Here is a 15,567-nt window from a genome sequence, read left to right on the forward strand (position 1 = left end):
CGGGTCTCTACGGAAAGGCGTCGCCCAAATCGACCAGCTCATTCAGGCCGGGGTAACCAAAGCTGCTGAGAAGAAGAATCGATTAACGACCGCGCAATTCTAAGCGTCTCAATTTGCGGTTTAGGAACGCTATGAGAGCGCGGATGCAGAACGACGGTAATTGTAGGCATGAAGCCTGCACGCCACGCCAAGCGATGGCATGAACATGCATCGCTTGTTCGCCGAGCAGCTCCGCTGTGCCACCGATGCCACCGGACAGGTCGATCTCGTCAAGCTGGGCGAGTTCGTCAGCGCGGCCTACGAGGCCCGTGATCGCGACCGCCGGCGGGCGATGGAAGTAAGCGCGCAAACGCGCGACGAGGTCGAGCAAGATCTGCTGCGGACCCAGGAGTTCCTCGATACGATCATCGAGAACATTCCGATCGCCGTCTTCGCGAAATGTGCGAAGGATTCGCGCTACATCCTGCTCAACCGCGCCGGCGAAGACTATTACGGCATGCCGCGCGAACAGATGCTAGGCCGAACACCCGAGCAGATATTCCCGGCTGACTTGGCCCGCGTGGTCAACGAGCAGGATAGGCGCGTCGTGGCCAGCGGCATGCCGATGGTTCTCGAGGAACATCTGCTCGAAGTAGGGGTCAAGGGCCGTGACCGGGTCGTCAATTCACGCAAGATGCTGATCACGGATGGCAACGGAGATCCGCAATATCTGGTCGGCGTGATCGAGGACGTCACGGAGCGTGTCATCACCCGGCAGCGGATCAGCCATCTTGCGCATCATGATGCGCTCACGGACCTGCCGAACCGCAGCGCCTTCAACGCGGCGCTCGACGAACGGCTGGAGCGGGCGCAGGAGGGATCGACCAGTTTCGCTGTGCTGAGCCTCGATCTCGACCGCTTCAAGGAGGTCAACGACGTGTTCGGTCACCCCGTCGGCGACATGCTGATGCGGGCGGCCGCCGACCGGCTTGCCGCGGAAGCCGACGGCGCCTTCGTTGCCCGCATCGGCGGCGACGAGTTCATGATCCTGATGCCCGACAATGCCAGCCGTGAGGACGTTCTGGCGCTGGCCGAACGCCTGGTCGAGACGATCGGCAAGGAGCTCGAGGTCGACGACTATCTCTCCCACGTGGGCCTTAGCGTCGGCATCGCGTTCTATCCCGACGATGGCGTGAACGCGGCGACGCTGCTCGCCAACGCCGACTCGGCCCTCTACCGCGCCAAGCGCGAGGGCAGGAGCCGGGTCCGCTGCTTCGAATCCGAGATGGATCAGGAGCTGCGCGACCGCAGGCTGTTGCAGCACGACCTGCGGCTGGCGCTGGAGCAGAACCAGCTCCTGGTCTATTTCCAGCCGCAGGCGCGGGTCGATGGCGAGGTCATCGGCTTCGAGGCGCTGCTGCGATGGAATCACCCGACACGGGGCTTCGTGCCGCCGGACCAGTTCATTCCGCTCGCCGAGGAGAACGGGCTGATCGTCGAGATCGGTGAATGGGTGCTGCGCGAGGCGTGCCGTGAGGCGGCGTCCTGGCCGCGGCCGTTGCAGGTCGCGGTCAACTTGTCGCCGGTCCAGTTCCAGGCGGGCGATCTCGAGCGCTTGATCCACCAGATCCTGTTGGAGACGGGGCTGACGCCGACGCGGCTCGAGGTCGAGATCACGGAGGGCGTGCTGATCGGCGATTTCACCCGCGCGCTCAACCTGCTGCGGCGGCTGAAGGCGCTCGGCATCCGCATCGCCATGGACGATTTCGGCACCGGCTATTCCTCGCTGTCCTACCTGCAGTCGTTCCCGTTCGACAAGATCAAGATCGACCGCAGTTTCATCTCCAACCTGGAGGCGACGCCGCAATCGGCCGAGATTGTCCGCGCCGTCCTGAGCCTGGCGCACGCGCTGAAGATACCGGTCATTGCCGAGGGAGTGGAGACGGAAGCCCAGCGCGCCTTCCTGGCGCGCGAGGCCTGCGAGGAGATTCAAGGCTATCTCGTCGGCCGGCCTGACCTGATCGAACGCTATCTCGACTTGGTCGGCGTCGCCGTGGAGCGCCGCCTCTACGCCTAGCTTTGGGCACACAGTTCCAAACGGACGTTTGGAACTAAAATCCTTACCGGCACTTCTCGAAAATTAACTTGGTTCAGGCGCGTTGTGCGCGCAGCAAATGTTTTGCATAAACGCCATCGGCCTGACGCAAATCAGGGCAATAAGCCTGTGAACGCGAGGGAGGGTCTCATGGAGAACGTACGTCGCTACCGGGCGCTGGCGTCCCTCTGCCGTCAGCAGGCGGCCTACCGGCCGCTCCAGAACTGGGAACTCCTCGGCCAGGCCGAACATTTCGAACATCTTGCCGAAATCGAGCTCAAGGCGCATTTCGACGCGTGCAATGTGCATCGCGACAAGGACGCCGCCGCGCCCACGACATGGGAAGCTCCCGTCGCGGCGTGACGGCGCCAAGCCGGCTCATCAATGGGCCATCAGCGTCGGGACCGTCATGGCTTCCAGCATGGCGCGGGTGACGCCCCCGAGAAAGCGTTCCTGCAACCGCGAATGGCCGTAGCCGCCCATCACCAGGAGATCGAGACTCTCGTCGGCCGCCAGCGACAGAATGATCGGCTGAATGTCGGCGCGCGTGGCGGTCAGGCTGACCGTGCGGGTGGACAATCCGCGCCGGCCGAGATGTCTGGCCAAGCCGCTCGCTGAAGCTTCGCCGCAGACGGCGTCGGTCTCGTTGACGGTGATGATCACGATCTCTTCGGCGCGCGCCAGGAACGGAGCTGCGTCGCGCATGGCGCGGGCGGCAACGCGACTGCCGTCCCAGCAGATGCCGATCCGCTTCGCCTTGAAGGCTCCCCGGAAGGCGTAGGGCAGGAACAGCACCGGGCCGCCCGCCCGGAACAGGATCTCGCTCGGCACGTCGTTGTCGAACGAGCCCTGCGCCGGATCGGGCTGGAGCACCACGCTGAGATCGTGCAGCCGTGCCATCTCGCCGAGCGAGCCGGCGGCATCTGCCGGGATCGCGCCGAGTGCGTGGCAGGTATAGGAGATGCCGGCGTTCGCAGCCTCGCTCTTGAATACCGCGAGCGCCGCCTCGGCCCGCTCCACGGCGCGCTCACGCTCCAGCTCGAACACGGCCGCCACCGCCGCGCCGCCTTCCATGACGTAAGCCGCACTGGTGGCGACATAGCCGACCGCGACCGCGTCGAGATGCGCGTTGAGGTTCGCCGCGAGCGAGACCGAGCCCTCGATCGCGGGACGCATGGCACGTTCGGTGGGAATGTGGACGAGAATGTCTTTGTACATAGCGCGCCTCCGCTGAGCATCATCCGATGGTCGCAGTTTTTCACTGCGCGAAGGCGACGCGTTGAGCTGTATCAAACGTCCGGATTGCCTGCTGCGCCCGCTCATCCATTCTTTGCCGAGATTTAATCGGACGGACGGGACGCCGTAAGGTGGCAGCGACCATGTTGCGGGCAAGGCGACACCCGCTCAACATGGACATTTCGACATGAACAATCGCGTCAATTCCGACACCACCACGTCTCGCAAGATCTTGCGGCCACGGCGGCTCGCGCTGCTCGGCACCGTGGCCGCGCTGGGCGTGGCCGCCCTGGCAGTTGCCCCCGGCGCCTCGCCGTACGGCATCAACTCCTTGATTGCGCCGGCTCAGGCGGCCGAAGCCGCCGCGACGCCGCCGGGCTTCGGCGATCTCGTCAGCAGGGTCAAACCCGCAGTGATCTCGGTGCGGGTCAAAATCGATCAGGACAACGACAAGAGCGCGATGCTGCAGCAGAACCGGACGGATTCGGACGACGACACGCCGTACGACCAGTTCTCGCGACAGTTCGGTTTCCGCTTTCCGGGCGGCGCGAACGGCATGCCGCGCCAGCGCCACCAGATGATCACGGGCGAAGGCTCCGGCTTTTTCATCTCCGCCGACGGCTATGCCGTGACCAACAATCACGTCGTCGATCGCGCCGAGTCCGTGCAGGTGACGATGGACGACGGCACGACCTACACCGCGAAAGTGGTCGGCACCGATCCGAAGACCGATCTCGCGCTGATCAAGGTCGACGGCAGGAAGGACTTTCCGTTCGTCAAGTTCTCCGACCAGAAGCCGCGCATCGGCGACTGGGTGGTCGCGGTCGGCAATCCCTTCGGTCTTGGCGGCACCGTGACCGCCGGCATCGTCTCGGCCAGCGGCCGCGACATCGGCAACGGTCCCTATGACGACTTCATCCAGATCGACGCGCCGATCAACAAGGGTAATTCCGGCGGCCCGGCCTTCGACATGAACGGCAACGTGATCGGCGTGAACACTGCGATCTTCTCGCCCTCGGGCGGTTCGGTTGGCATCGGCTTCGATATCCCGGCTTCGACCGCCAAGCTCGTCGTCGCGCAATTGAAGGACAAGGGCGCGGTCACCCGGGGCTGGCTCGGCGTGCAGGTGCAGCCGGTAACGTCGGATATTGCCGACAGCCTCGGGCTCAAGGAGGCGCGCGGCGCGATCGTCGACAATCCGCAGGATGGCAGCCCGGCGGCGAAGGCCGGTATCCAGGCGGGCGATGTCATCACCGCCGTCAACGGCACAACGATCAAGGACTCCCGCGACCTCGCCCGCACCATCGCCGGCTTGGCGCCGGGCACGTCCGTGAAGCTCGATGTCTTCCGCAAGGGCGACAGCAAGACGGTGACGCTGGCGCTCGGCGAGTTGCCGAACGAGCGGCAGGCCAAGGGCAATGGCAGTGGCAATGCCGACGAGGGCAGCGGACAGCCGGGTGCCGGCACGCCGCGCCTCGGCCTCAGCCTGGCACCCGCCGGTGACGTCCAGGGCGCAGGCCAGAACGGCGTCGTCGTCACCGAGGTTGATCCGCAAGGCCCGGCCGCGCAACGCGGCATCCGGACCGGCGACGTCATCCTCAATGTCGGCGGCAAGGCTGTCAGCAATGTCAGCGAGGTGCGCTCCGAGCTGGCGCAGGCCAAATCGTCGGGCAAGCGCAGCGTGCTGCTTCAGGTCAGAAGCGCGGAGGCCACCCGCTTCGTTGCGGTGCCACTCGCATAACACGAACTGGACCCTTACAAATCCAGAAAGGCGGCCTTTCGGGCCGCCTTTTGACACACGTCAGGTCCGCACCAAGCCGGTCACATTCTCGTTAACGGCAGGGATGATGACCTGGTGCGTCCGAAAAAGCCGTGTTCGCTAATCACACTCGCAAGGCGCCTCGGTGCTCTGCGACAACGTCGCCGCTGAGAGGGGTTGCAGCGTGGAACTTCGAGCCTCCCGGCGCTTTGTGGAACTCGCCGGTGGTTCACAAGTGATCGGTGCCGACATGGATCGATTGAAGCTCTCGCTCAGGAGTGCGCTGCTCGTGGCGCCATTGGTGCTCTCGGGTGGAAACGCGCTCGGGCGCGACGACGGCCGCTACGCGAATTCTCCTCTGAAGCCATGGTTCGACAGTTTGCGCAGCCATCTCGGTCCGTGCTGCTCGGACGCGGACGGTTTCGCCCTCGCCGATCTCGACTGGGAGTCGCACAACGGGCGCTACCGTGTCCGCATCGACGGACAGTGGATCGATGTGCCGGATGAGGCCGTCATCACCGAGCCCAATCGGGCCGGCCGCACGATGGTGTGGCCGGTCAAGACTGCGTTCGGGATTTCGATCCGCTGCTTCATGCCGGGGAGCATGATCTGAGGCGGGTCAGCGCGACCGCTTGGATTTGCGCTTCGATGATTTCTTGTTCGACGATTTCTTGGACGACGTCCTGGACGTTTTCTTGGACGTCTTCTTGGCGCTCTTGCGCTTCGAAGCCTTCTTCGGGACCTTCTTGCCCTTCTTGCGTGCCTTCGACAGTCCGATCGCGATGGCCTGCTTGCGGTTCTTGACGCGGCCGCCGCGCCCGCCACGGCCGCTCTTCGCAGTGCCCTTCTTGTAACGCCGCATCTCGGTGGCGACATCGCTGCCCGAGCTACGTGAGTAGCGGCGCTTTTTTGCCTTGCGTGCCATGCATGTTCTCCCTCGGCGGGGAGAACCATTCTGCACAGCCATGGTTCCGGGAGCGTGGAACGGCGCAGGCCTAAAGCGCGATGCGATGCTCTAGAAGGAGTTTGCCAGCTCGATCTCCGCTTCCAGCACCTGGATGCGCCGGGCGGCCTCGCTGAAGGACAGATCCCGCGCATATTGGCCGGGCTGGTAGGCCTCTTCGCTGAGCCGCTTCAGCTTGAGACCCTGCGCCCGCGTCATCTGCTCGCCCAGGAAAAATCTGGCGTCGTATTTACCTTGAACCTGCATCTGACGTCTCCGTCTTGAATTCGTGACTTGACTATATGTTCTTATTTTGTTCTAACAAGGCATGGACAACAGAATTAATGAAATTCGACGTAAAATCAGAGCCTTGAGGCTCGAGATGGCCGACGTCGAGGCGTCGGTGCGCGACCTCGTCGAGCGCGATCACGATTGCACGGAAAGGGCCCTGGCGCAGATGGACCTGCGCCGGAAGATCAATCTCTTGATCGCCGAATGGAAGGCGGCCGGCGGCAGCGACGTATTGCCAAATGTCCGCGACCGGGTGCGGCTTCGTGCCGTGAAGACAGGCGGCAATTCCGCGCGCGCAGCCAAGCGCCGCTGAGATCCTTGGCGCCCGATACTGAAGGCCGAGTGCCGAACCCAAAGATAGAAGACAAAGGGCTCCGCAATGCGGAGCCCTTCATGATTCCAGGGAGCGCCTATTTGGTGTTGGTCATGCCGCCCTTGTTGGTCATGGTGCCGCCCTGATCGGAGCCGGGACCGGCGCCGCCTTGGCCGGACGGATCAGCGCCCTTGGAGGACTTGGTGTTGGAGCCGGTGGTCTGTGCCGACGACATCGAGGATCCGTGCTTGGCCTTGTGTGATTTGGCCTGGGCGGCAAACGGCGCGGCGGCAAGGCCGGTTGCCAATATTACGGCGAGAGCGAGCTTGGTCGTCTTCATGCGGGGAAACTCCCTGAGTTAAATTGACGCAGGCAGCAAACCGCGCGTCGCGGCAGGAGTTCCCGGCGAAGTATCTTCCGTGCGTCACGCACGCTTCAAGTTTGCTTGTCCTCGGCCAGGATGAACACGGCGCCGGTGAGCGTCGCGCCGATCGCAAAGGTCGTCACCAAGGTGAGGGTGACGACCATCGCGGCCTGGCTTCCGCCATTGTTCAGCAGGTTGGCGACGGCCGGATTGGACAGGACGAGCGTGAGGCTGAAAGTGAGGCCGAGCGCTGCGCCCATCATTGCATGCGTCATCAGCTTGATAAGGCCGCTGGCAGAGATCAGCTCAGACGACTTCTTGGTGCGCATGGGACGGCATCCCGAACTGCCACGCCAACGCGCATGTGATCGCCGGGTTCCGTTCCGCTGAAGGAATTGTTACCGCCCGTTTCATCCGGCGTTCATGCCGGGCTTGCCAAGATGGGCGCCAGCAAAACGGGAACATCGATATGGGTAAGGTCGTCTTTCTTTACCGCTCGCTGGCCTATCGCAATGCGGCCGCGGACATCCTGCGCAAGGCGCGCAAGCTTCCGCTTGGCGCGGAGCGGAGCGCGGCCCGCCGCTACGCGAGGGCGCTGCGCGATCTCGCCCGAACGGAAGCCTGGCTCGAAGGGCGCGTCGCGCGCGAACCACGCACGGCGCAGCGCATGGGCAGCGCAGCGTCAGGTTAACCGGATGCGCGTTGCAATTCGGCAGCGCCGGCGGTGTCGAACTTGCTTGGTGCAGCCGCCGCGGTCTTGCGTGTCAATGGCACCTCAAGACGGCACAGCAGGCCCTCGGCGCGCCAATCGAACTGCGCCTGTCCGCCAAGCTGGGACTCGATGCTCGCAAGCAGGCTTCGCGTGCCGAAGCCGCGCGATTTCGGGGTCTTGACCAGGGGACCGCCGGATTCCTCCCAGCTCAGCGTGAGCAGCTCCTCGTCGACCTGCCAATCGATCGCAAGCCGCCCCGCTCGCGTGGATAGCGCGCCGTACTTTGCCGAGTTGGTGAAGAGCTCGTGCAGTGCGAGTGCCAGCGTCTGGGCCGTCGCCGGCAGCAACTGAACTTCGGGCCCTGCCAATTTGATCTGGTCACCGAGCGAATAGGGCGCAAGTTCCTCGTCGATCAGCCTGGAGAGCTCGGCGCCCTGCCAGCTCGACAGCGACAGGATGGTGTGCACGCGCGCCAGCGCATTGATGCGCCCCTCGACGGCGTTGACGTAGGCCTTGACCTCGTCGGCCCGGGTGAGGCGCACGATCGACTGCGCCAGCGCCAGCGCGTTCTTCGCGCGATGATCGACTTCCCGCGCCAGCAGGTTCTGCCGCTCCTCGGCGCGCTTGCGCTCGGTGATGTCGACGGTCACGCCGCTGACGCGCACCACGCGCCCGCTCTCGTCCGTGGTTGCGGCCGCCGTGCCGACGCACCAGCGCACCTCGCCGTCCGGCCGGATGATGCGGAACTCCGTCTCATAGGCGCGTGTGCCCTTGTTGAACTCGGCGATCGCCTTGCGCAACTGGTCGACGTCGTCGGGGTGCAGCAGGGCCTGAACGTTGGCCGGATTGACCTCGAAATTCTCCGGGCCGACGCCGAAGATATTGTATTGCCCCTCGTCCCACATCCAATCGCCGCTGATCCAGTCCCAGTCCCAGGACCCCATCTTGCCAGCCGCGATCGCCATGCTGCGCCGCTGCTCGCTCTCGCGCAGCTTCGCGGTGGAAGCCTCCAGTTCCGCGGTGCGGGCGCGGACGCGATCCTCGAGCTCGTGGTTCAGCCGTTCGAGCTCGCGCGTCTTGCGGTAGAGCTCGGCAAACACCTTGATCTTGGCGCGAAGCACCTCCGGCACGACCGGCACCGGCACGTAATCGACCGCGCCCATCTCGTAGCCGCGCAGCCGGTCGATGTCGCTGACCTGGATGGCCGAAATGAAGATCATGGCGGTCTTCTGAAAGCGCGGATGCTCGCGGATCATCGCGGCGAGCTCGAAGCCGTCGAGCTCGGGCATGCAGACGTCGACCAGGATCACCGCGATCTCGGTCTTGAGCAGCACCTCCAACGCCTCGCGGCCCGAGGAGGCGATCACGAGGTTCTCGCCGAGATCCTTCAAGATCACCTCATAGGCGAGCAGCTTGGCCGGCTGATCGTCGACGAGCAGGATGTTGACCTTTTCCTGGTCCATACGCGGGTCCAACTCAGCGATGCAGCCACATGCGGATCGCAAGCAGCAATTGGTCGGTGTTGACTGGCTTGGCGAGGTAATCGGACGCGCCGGCTTCGAGGCACTTCTCGCGGTCGCCCTTCATCGCCTTGGCGGTCAATGCGATGATCGGCAGGCGGGAGAAGGCCGGGTTCTCGCGGATCACGCCGATGGTCTGATAGCCATCCATCTGCGGCATCATGATGTCCATCAGCACGATCGCGATCTCCGGATTGGATTCGACCAGTGTCACCGCCTCGCTGCCGGTCGTGGCCGTCAGCACCTTCATGCCGCGTCGTTCCAGCACGCTCGAGAGCGCGAAGATATTGCGGGCATCGTCGTCGACGAGCAGGGCGGTCTTGCCGATCAGGTCCTCGTCGGAACTGTTCAGCTTCTCCAGCATGCGCTGCTTCTCGATCGGCAGCTCCGTGATCACGCGGTGCAGGAACAACGCGGTCTCGTCGAGCAGGCGCTCGGGCGATTCCACGCCCTTGACCACGATGCTGCGTGCCATGGTGTGAAGCTCGGCATCCTCCTCGGCGGAAAGCTCGCGGCCGGTGAACACCACGACGGGGATGTTCGACAGCGCCTCGTCGTTGCGGATCTGATCGAGCACCTCGAAGCCGCTCATGTCGGGCAGCCTGAGGTCGAGCACCACGCAATCGCAGGGTTGCTCGCGTAACGTCGTGAGCGCGCCCGCCCCGGTATCCGTGGCCAGGATCTCGATGTCGTCGTGGTGCAGCAGCTCGCGGATCGAGAGCCGCTCGGCCTCGTTGTCCTCGACGATCAGGAGCCGCTTGCGCCGCGGCCGCGCATATTCCTTGATCTGCGTCAGCGCGGCCGAGACGCCCTCGGTCGTCGTCGGCTTGTTGACGAAGGAGAAGGCGCCGCGCGCCAGCGCATGCTGGCGGTCCTCGTCGAGCGTGATGATCTGGACCGGAATGTGGCGGGTGAGTGGATTGTGCTTGAGCTGGCTCAACACGGTCCAGCCCAGCATGTCCGGCAGGAACACGTCGAGGGAGACGGCCGTCGGCTGGTATTGCTTGGCGAGCTCGAGGGCCTCGGCGCCGCGCGCGGCGACCAGGACCTTGAAGCCCTTGTCGCGGGCCAGATCGACCAGCACGCGGGCATAATGCGGGTCGTCCTCGACGATCAGGAGAATGGTGTCGCCGGGCTCGAGGTTGAGGCGGTCGTCGGGCAGCTGCTCGATAACGCGCTGCTGGTCAGGCGCGGCAGGCTGCAGCGCCGGCGGCTGGCCGTATTGCTGCGACGCCGGCGCCCGTGGCGCGAGGGTCGGGCCGGAATATTTCAAGGGCAGATAGAGCGTGAAGGTCGAGCCCTTGCCCGGCGCGCTGCGCAGGTGGATCTCGCCGCCGAGCAGGCTGGCAAGCTCGCGGCTGATCGCAAGGCCGAGGCCGGTGCCGCCATATTTGCGGCTGGTGCCGGCATCGGCCTGCTGGAACGCCTCGAAGATCAGCTTCTGCTTCTCCAGGGGAATGCCGATGCCGGTGTCGGACACTTCGAAGGCGATCACGGCCGGCGCCGAGTTCAGCACCGGATGATCCGTCCCCCAGCCGCCGATTGCGCCGGCGACCTTCAGGCGCACTTCGCCGTCGGCGGTGAACTTGAAGGCGTTGGAGAGCAGATTCTTCAGAACCTGTTGCAGCCGCTTGGAGTCGGTCACGATGCTGCGCGGCAGGTTCGGATCGACGTCGATCTTGAACGACAGGTTGCGGTTGTCCGCCTCGTGCCGGAACGGCCGGCCGACGGTCTCGAGCAGGTTCGCGGTCAGGATTTCCTCGGCGTCGACCGTCACGGTGCCGGACTCGATCTTGGAGAGATCGAGAATGTCGCTGATGAGGTTCAAGAGGTCGGTGCCGGCACCATGGATGGTGCGGGCGAACTCGACCTGCTTGGCCGAGAGGTTGCCATCGGGGTTGTCGCTGAGCTGCTGTCCGAGGATCAGGATCGAGTTCAGCGGCGTCCGCAGCTCGTGGCTCATATTGGCGAGGAATTCGGACTTGTACTTCGACGTCAGTGCGAGCTCGGTCGCCTTCTCCTCGAGCGCGCGGCGGGCCTGCTCGATCTCCTGGTTCTTGCGCTCGACTTCGACGTTGCGTTCGGCGAGCTGCTGCGCCTTCTGCTCGAGCTGGTCGTTGGTCTGCTGCAATTCGCGTTGCTGGGTCTGCAGCTCGCCGGCGAGCTGCTGCGACTGCTTGAGCAGGCCTTCGGTCTGCATCGTGGCCTCGATCGAATTGAGCACGATGCCGATGGAGTCGGTGAGCTGCTCCAGGAACGTCATCTGCGACGTCGTGAAGGAGATGAGCGAGGCGAGCTCGATCACGGCCTTGACCTGGCCCTCGAACAGCACCGGCAGCACGACGAGGTTTTTCGGCGCGACGCGGAACAGCGCCGAGTTGATCGGCACCACGTCCGACGGAATGTCGGAGACGACGCGCGGCCGCTTGTCGAAGGCGCATTGGCCGATCAGGCCTTCGCCGAACTGCAGCACCGGCTGATAGGGGTAGACGCCGTCGCTGGCGTAGGAGGCGAGCAGCAGGAGCTGGGGATCGTTCTCGTTCTCGACCTGGTAGATCACGCCGGTGTGGGCGTTCACCAGCGGCGACAGTTCGGTGAGCAGCAGCCGGCCGACGGTGGTGAGGTCGCGCTGGCCCTGGAGCATGTTGGTGAACTTGGCGAGGTTGGTCTTGAGCCAGTCCTGCTCGGTGTTCAGCTCCGTCGTAAGACGGAGGTTGGTGATCATCGTGTTGATGTTGTCCTTCAGCTCCGCCACTTCGCCGCGGGCGTCGACCTGGATCGACCGCGTCAGGTCGCCCTTGGTCACCGCAGTTGCGACTTCCGCGATCGCGCGCACCTGCGAGGTCAGGTTGGCCGCGAGCAGGTTGACGTTGCCGGTGAGATCCTTCCAGGTGCCGGCAGCGCCGGGCACGTTGGCCTGGCCGCCGAGCCGGCCTTCGACGCCGACCTCGCGCGCCACCGACGTCACCTGGTCGGCGAAGGTCGCGAGCGTCTCAGTCATGTTGTTGATGGTGTCGGCGAGCGCCGCGACCTCGCCCTTCGATTTCACCGTGAGGTTCTGCTTCAGATCGCCATTGGCGACCGCGGTCACCACCTTGACGATGCCGCGGACCTGCTCGGTCAGGTTCGCCGCCATGAAGTTGACGGTGTCGGTGAGATCCTTCCACGTGCCGGCGACGCCGGGCACCTGGGCCTGGCCGCCCAGCTTTCCTTCCGTGCCCACCTCGCGTGCGACGCGCGTCACTTCGCCGGCGAAGGCGTTGAGCTGGTCCACCATGGTGTTGATGGTGTTCTTCAGCTCCAGGATTTCGCCCTTCACGTCCACAGTGATCTTGCGCGAGAGGTCGCCGCGCGCGACCGCCGTGGTGACTTCGGCGATGTTGCGGACCTGGGTGGTGAGGTTCGCAGCCAAGAGGTTGACGTTGTCCGTGAGATCCTTCCAGGTGCCGCCGACGCCGGGCACCACGGCCTGACCGCCGAGCCGGCCCTCGGTGCCGACCTCGCGCGCCACGCGCGTGACTTCGGCGGCGAAGGAGCGGAGCTGCTCGACCATGGTGTTCAGCGTGTCCTTCAGGAGAAGGATCTCGCCGCGTACGTCCACCGTGATCTTCTTCGACAGGTCGCCGCCGGCGATCGCGGTTGCGACCTCGGCGATGTTGCGGACCTGCGCCGTCAGGTTGGAGGCCATGAAGTTGACGTTGTCGGTGAGGTCCTTCCAGGTGCCGGCGACGCCGGGCACCTCGGCCTGGCCGCCGAGCTTGCCTTCGGTGCCGACCTCGCGCGCCACGCGCGTGACTTCGCCGGCAAAGCCGTTGAGCTGGTCCACCATGGTGTTGATGGTGTTCTTCAGCTCGAGGATTTCGCCCTTCACGTCGACGGTGATCTTGCGCGAGAGGTCGCCGCGCGCCACCGCGGTCGTCACCTCGGCGATGTTGCGGACCTGGGCAGTGAGGTTACCCGCCATCGAGTTGACGCTGTCGGTGAGATCCTTCCAGGTGCCGGCAACGCCGGGCACGTTGGCCTGACCGCCGAGGCGGCCTTCGGTGCCGACCTCGCGCGCCACGCGCGTCACCTCGCCCGCGAAGCGGTTGAGCTGGTCGACCATGGTGTTCAGCGTGTCCTTGAGCTGAAGGATCTCGCCGCGCACGTCCACAGTGATCTTGCGCGACAGGTCGCCGCCGGCGATGGCGGTGGCAACTTCCGCGATGTTGCGGACCTGCGCGGTGAGGTTGCCCGCCATCGAGTTCACGGAGTCGGTCAGGTCTTTCCAGGTGCCGGCGACGCCAGGCACGTCGGCCTGGCCGCCGAGCTTGCCGTCGGTGCCGACCTCGCGGGCGACGCGCGTCACTTCGCCGGCGAAGGCGTTGAGCTGGTCGACCATGGTGTTGAGCGTTTCCTTCAGCTGAAGGATTTCGCCCGAGACGTTCACCGTGATCTTCTTGGACAAGTCGCCCTTCGCCACCGCGGTTGCGACCTCGGCGATGTTGCGGACCTGGCCGGTGAGGTTCGAGGCCATCGAGTTGACGCTGTCGGTGAGGTCCTTCCAGGTGCCGCCGACGCCGCGCACCACCGCCTGACCGCCGAGCTTGCCTTCGGTGCCGACCTCGCGTGCGACGCGCGTCACTTCGCCGGCGAAGGCGTTGAGCTGGTCCACCATGGTGTTGATGGTGTCTTTCAGCTCGAGGATCTCGCCGCGCACGTCCACGGTGATCTTCTTCGAGAGGTCGCCGCCGGCGACTGCGGTGGTCACCTCGGCGATGTTGCGGACCTGCGCGGTCAGGTTCGAGGCCATCGAGTTGACGCTCTCGGTGAGGTCCTTCCAGGTGCCGGCGACGCCGAGCACGTTGGCCTGGCCGCCGAGCCGGCCCTCGGTGCCGACCTCGCGGGCGACGCGCGTCACTTCGCCGGCGAAGGCGTTGAGCTGGTCGACCATGGTGTTGAGCGTTTCCTTCAGCTGAAGGATTTCGCCCGAGACGTTCACGGTGATCTTCTTCGACAAGTCGCCGCTCGCGATGGCGGTCGCGACGTCGGCGATGTTGCGGACCTGCGCGGTCAGGTTGGAGGCCATGAAGTTGACGTTGTCGGTGAGGTCCTTCCAGGTGCCGGCGACGCCGGACACCTGGGCCTGGCCGCCGAGTTTGCCCTCGGTGCCGACCTCGCGCGCGACGCGCGTCACTTCCGAGGCGAAGGCGTTGAGCTGGTCCACCATGGTGTTGATGGTGTCCTTCAGCTCCAGGATCTCGCCGCGCACGTCGACCGTGATCTTGCGCGAGAGATCGCCGCGCGCCACGGCGGTGGTGACATTGGCAATGTTGCGGACCTGCGCGGTCAAATTGCCGCACATCGCGTTGACCGAGTCGGTCAGGTCCTTCCAGGTGCCGGCGACGCCGGGCACGATGGCCTGGCCGCCCAGCTTGCCGTCGGTGCCGACCTCGCGCGCCACACGCGTCACTTCGGAGGCGAAGGAGCGCAGCTGGTCCACCATCGTATTGATGGCTTCCTTGAGCTGGAGGATCTCGCCGCGGACGTCGACCGTGATCTTCTTGGAGAGGTCGCCGTTGGCGACCGCGATCGTCACCTCGGCGATGTTGCGAACCTGGTTGGTCAGGTTGTTCGCCATCGAGTTGACGCTCTCGGTGAGGTCCTTCCAGACGCCGGTCACCTCCGGCACCTGGGCCTGGCCGCCGAGCTTGCCTTCGGTGCCGACCTCGCGCGCCACGCGCGTCACCTCCGAGGTAAACACGCCGAGCTGCTTGATCATGGTGTTGACGATCGTCGCCGACTGCAAGAACTCGCCGCGGAGCGGACGGCCGTCGACGTCGAGCTTGACGGTCTGCAGCAGGTCGCCTTGGGCGACAGCGGCAACCGCGCGCGTCACCTCGCGCGTCGGCCACAACAAGTCGTCGATCAGCGTGTTGACCGAACCTTCCATGTCGGCCCAGGAGCCCGACGCAAGGCCGAATTTTACGCGCTGGCGGGTCTTGCCTTCGCGTCCCACCACCTGGCCCACCAGCTCGAGCTGCTGTGCCATGCGCTGGTTGGCGGCGATAATTTCGTTAAAAGTGTCGGCGATCTTGCCGTCGATACCGAGATAGTCGCCGCTCATGCGCACCGAAAAGTCACCGCTGCGCATCGCCTGGAGGGCGAGCAGCAGTTCCGCTCGGGAATCCGGCTCGGACGTACCGTTGATTTTTGGCTTTGGGACGCGACGACCGGAGCGTGATGCAGTTCCGGAATCGAGGTCGCTCATACTGTTTCCCCCGCAGGCGTCGGCCGAATCTGAGGCAAGACGCGTTCGACGAAATAAGAGCGTCAGCCAAATTCGAAATCAAGCGCCAACGTACGGCGCAAGGAA

The 15,567-nt window shown here is 64.9% G+C and carries 13 protein-coding genes; 6 read left to right on the forward strand and 7 right to left on the reverse strand.

Annotation, left to right across the window (positions count from 1 at the left end; all coding sequences use genetic code 11):
- Window positions 1-199: 199 nt before the first annotated feature.
- Together P0R31_RS14855 and P0R31_RS14860 are read left to right on the forward strand one after the other, a co-directional pair.
- Window positions 200-2,056, forward strand: coding sequence for a putative bifunctional diguanylate cyclase/phosphodiesterase (locus P0R31_RS14855; protein WP_275514713.1), 1,857 nt, complete (start codon window positions 200-202; stop codon window positions 2,054-2,056).
- A gap of 168 nt (window positions 2,057-2,224) precedes the next feature.
- On the forward strand, window positions 2,225-2,437 hold the full coding sequence (locus tag P0R31_RS14860) for a hypothetical protein (RefSeq protein ID WP_036003891.1): 213 nt from the start codon (window positions 2,225-2,227) through the stop codon (window positions 2,435-2,437).
- A gap of 18 nt (window positions 2,438-2,455) precedes the next feature.
- Here the strand turns inward: P0R31_RS14860 and P0R31_RS14865 are convergent, their stop codons facing one another.
- On the reverse strand, window positions 2,456-3,292 hold the full coding sequence (locus tag P0R31_RS14865) for a universal stress protein (RefSeq protein ID WP_275514714.1): 837 nt from the start codon (window positions 3,290-3,292) through the stop codon (window positions 2,456-2,458).
- A 205-nt stretch (window positions 3,293-3,497) separates the two neighbouring features.
- Between P0R31_RS14865 and P0R31_RS14870 the strand changes: the two genes are divergently transcribed.
- Both P0R31_RS14870 and P0R31_RS14875 read left to right on the forward strand, forming a co-directional pair.
- On the forward strand, window positions 3,498-5,051 hold the full coding sequence (locus tag P0R31_RS14870; RefSeq protein ID WP_275514715.1) for a Do family serine endopeptidase: 1,554 nt from the start codon (window positions 3,498-3,500) through the stop codon (window positions 5,049-5,051).
- A 268-nt stretch (window positions 5,052-5,319) separates the two neighbouring features.
- Window positions 5,320-5,682, forward strand: a complete 363-nt coding sequence (locus P0R31_RS14875; RefSeq protein WP_036003965.1) for a hypothetical protein — start codon at window positions 5,320-5,322, stop codon at window positions 5,680-5,682.
- Window positions 5,683-5,688: 6 nt separating this feature from the next.
- Here the strand turns inward: P0R31_RS14875 and P0R31_RS14880 are convergent, their stop codons facing one another.
- The gene (locus P0R31_RS14880) at window positions 5,689-5,994 is read right to left on the reverse strand and encodes a DUF6496 domain-containing protein (protein WP_128263662.1); all 306 of its coding nucleotides are present in this window, start codon (window positions 5,992-5,994) and stop codon (window positions 5,689-5,691) included.
- Window positions 5,995-6,084: 90 nt separating this feature from the next.
- The gene (locus P0R31_RS14885) at window positions 6,085-6,279 is read right to left on the reverse strand and encodes a DUF3072 domain-containing protein (RefSeq protein ID WP_057026883.1); all 195 of its coding nucleotides are present in this window, start codon (window positions 6,277-6,279) and stop codon (window positions 6,085-6,087) included.
- A 115-nt stretch (window positions 6,280-6,394) separates the two neighbouring features.
- Between P0R31_RS14885 and P0R31_RS14890 the strand changes: the two genes are divergently transcribed.
- Entirely contained in the window at window positions 6,395-6,616 is a 222-nt protein-coding gene (locus tag P0R31_RS14890; protein ID WP_275514716.1) for a hypothetical protein, read from the forward strand.
- Window positions 6,617-6,713: 97 nt separating this feature from the next.
- Here P0R31_RS14890 and P0R31_RS14895 read toward each other — a convergent pair whose 3' ends face one another.
- Together P0R31_RS14895 and P0R31_RS14900 are read right to left on the reverse strand one after the other, a co-directional pair.
- Window positions 6,714-6,956, reverse strand: coding sequence for a hypothetical protein (locus P0R31_RS14895; RefSeq protein ID WP_275514717.1), 243 nt, complete (start codon window positions 6,954-6,956; stop codon window positions 6,714-6,716).
- A 95-nt stretch (window positions 6,957-7,051) separates the two neighbouring features.
- Window positions 7,052-7,309, reverse strand: a complete 258-nt coding sequence (locus P0R31_RS14900; protein WP_275514718.1) for a hypothetical protein — start codon at window positions 7,307-7,309, stop codon at window positions 7,052-7,054.
- A gap of 140 nt (window positions 7,310-7,449) precedes the next feature.
- Here P0R31_RS14900 and P0R31_RS14905 point away from each other — a divergent pair, with 140 nt between their 5' ends.
- Window positions 7,450-7,671, forward strand: coding sequence for a hypothetical protein (locus tag P0R31_RS14905; protein ID WP_275514719.1), 222 nt, complete (start codon window positions 7,450-7,452; stop codon window positions 7,669-7,671).
- Here the strand turns inward: P0R31_RS14905 and P0R31_RS14910 are convergent.
- Both P0R31_RS14910 and P0R31_RS14915 read right to left on the reverse strand, forming a co-directional pair.
- Window positions 7,668-9,155, reverse strand: coding sequence for an HWE histidine kinase domain-containing protein (locus tag P0R31_RS14910; protein WP_275514720.1), 1,488 nt, complete (start codon window positions 9,153-9,155; stop codon window positions 7,668-7,670). The two genes, P0R31_RS14905 and P0R31_RS14910, sit on opposite strands and share 4 nt — an antisense overlap.
- Before the next feature lie 13 nt (window positions 9,156-9,168).
- Complete coding sequence (locus P0R31_RS14915; RefSeq protein ID WP_275514721.1) at window positions 9,169-15,462, reverse strand: HAMP domain-containing protein; 6,294 nt, start codon at window positions 15,460-15,462, stop codon at window positions 9,169-9,171.
- Window positions 15,463-15,567: the final 105 nt, after the last annotated feature.

It is taken from the genome of Bradyrhizobium yuanmingense (assembly GCF_029167105.1).
Classification (GTDB): domain Bacteria; phylum Pseudomonadota; class Alphaproteobacteria; order Rhizobiales; family Xanthobacteraceae; genus Bradyrhizobium; species Bradyrhizobium yuanmingense_A.

Coding starts and splice junctions, on each gene's coding strand:
- P0R31_RS14855 (WP_275514713.1), top strand. CDS start 200: ATGAACATGCATCGCTTGTTCGCCGAGCAGCTCCGCTGTGCCACCGAT.
- P0R31_RS14860 (WP_036003891.1), top strand. CDS start 2,225: ATGGAGAACGTACGTCGCTACCGGGCGCTGGCGTCCCTCTGCCGTCAG.
- P0R31_RS14865 (WP_275514714.1), bottom strand. CDS start 3,292: ATGTACAAAGACATTCTCGTCCACATTCCCACCGAACGTGCCATGCGT.
- P0R31_RS14870 (WP_275514715.1), top strand. CDS start 3,498: ATGAACAATCGCGTCAATTCCGACACCACCACGTCTCGCAAGATCTTG.
- P0R31_RS14875 (WP_036003965.1), top strand. CDS start 5,320: ATGGATCGATTGAAGCTCTCGCTCAGGAGTGCGCTGCTCGTGGCGCCA.
- P0R31_RS14880 (WP_128263662.1), bottom strand. CDS start 5,994: ATGGCACGCAAGGCAAAAAAGCGCCGCTACTCACGTAGCTCGGGCAGC.
- P0R31_RS14885 (WP_057026883.1), bottom strand. CDS start 6,279: ATGCAGGTTCAAGGTAAATACGACGCCAGATTTTTCCTGGGCGAGCAG.
- P0R31_RS14890 (WP_275514716.1), top strand. CDS start 6,395: ATGGCCGACGTCGAGGCGTCGGTGCGCGACCTCGTCGAGCGCGATCAC.
- P0R31_RS14895 (WP_275514717.1), bottom strand. CDS start 6,956: ATGAAGACGACCAAGCTCGCTCTCGCCGTAATATTGGCAACCGGCCTT.
- P0R31_RS14900 (WP_275514718.1), bottom strand. CDS start 7,309: ATGCGCACCAAGAAGTCGTCTGAGCTGATCTCTGCCAGCGGCCTTATC.
- P0R31_RS14905 (WP_275514719.1), top strand. CDS start 7,450: ATGGGTAAGGTCGTCTTTCTTTACCGCTCGCTGGCCTATCGCAATGCG.
- P0R31_RS14910 (WP_275514720.1), bottom strand. CDS start 9,155: ATGGACCAGGAAAAGGTCAACATCCTGCTCGTCGACGATCAGCCGGCC.
- P0R31_RS14915 (WP_275514721.1), bottom strand. CDS start 15,462: ATGAGCGACCTCGATTCCGGAACTGCATCACGCTCCGGTCGTCGCGTC.